Raw genomic sequence first — 875 nt, 5'->3', positions numbered from 1 at the left:
GACTGAAGGCTGGTAGAAAGATCCTTCAAACCTTTATCAAGCTGACCTTTGTTAACAGCTTCATTATCCTTTGTTGCTTCACCAACACCTGAAAGTGTCCGATCCGTACCAGTCTTGTTGGCTATGTTGATTTCACTGCCTTCTACTTCTTTACCAATAGTGATAACTTTTGTCTTTTCATCCTGCTTGGCAAGGCTATCACTGACTACATTGGTCACATCATTGTGAACATTCGTGATAGAACTTGCAACACCTGCAAGTGCTTCCGATACACTATTGTAAACCTTTTCCTCACCAGTGCTACCATCATCATTGACAGTTTTAAGTTTGAAGGTGGGTGCAACCCATTTTCCATTTTCATAGCCAGCACCTCCACCAAAATAGGTCGCAACTGTTTGATTCATTGAATAAAGTTGGTTGCCAGTGATCGCTTCTGTTGAACCTTTAGAAACTTCTCCATCTAATAGAAACTTCAATTTGCTATTGTTTCCTTCCGTTCCATGCTTAGCTACAAATGCATTGGCTTCATTATTCCAATTCAAAGAATCCTGTGCGACTCCTTCAGAAACTTCCTTAATCCTCTGATTGACATTCTTGATATTTGTATCAAGTCCTTCAAAAGCTGAACCAACATTGGTAAAAGGTTTGGCTGTTATCTTACCATCTTTATCAATCTCCGATAAACTATAGGTCGGCCCAGTAAACACACCATTATTAAAAGCTGCATTGCCTCCTAAATAAGTAACAACCTTATCATTCGTTTCAAAAAGCTGACTACCCGTTACAGCATCTGTTGATTTAGCGCTAATCTCACCATTTGCAAGGAACGTAATTCTACTGTTTTCTTGTGTCCTGACAGCTCTGCCTTTTTCTTC

The 875-nt window shown here is 39.7% G+C and carries 1 pseudogene; it reads right to left on the bottom strand.

Features of this window, described 5'->3' with window-relative positions:
• Positions 1 to 875, bottom strand: a pseudogene (locus tag ACFIMP_RS09760) (Vomp family autotransporter); the annotation flags it as partial.

The organism is Bartonella sp. AP65SXKL (assembly GCF_042195725.1).
Classification (GTDB): domain Bacteria; phylum Pseudomonadota; class Alphaproteobacteria; order Rhizobiales; family Rhizobiaceae; genus Bartonella.
Note: the sequence above shows the minus strand (reverse complement) of the source record. Positions and strands in the feature narration are given on the sequence as shown.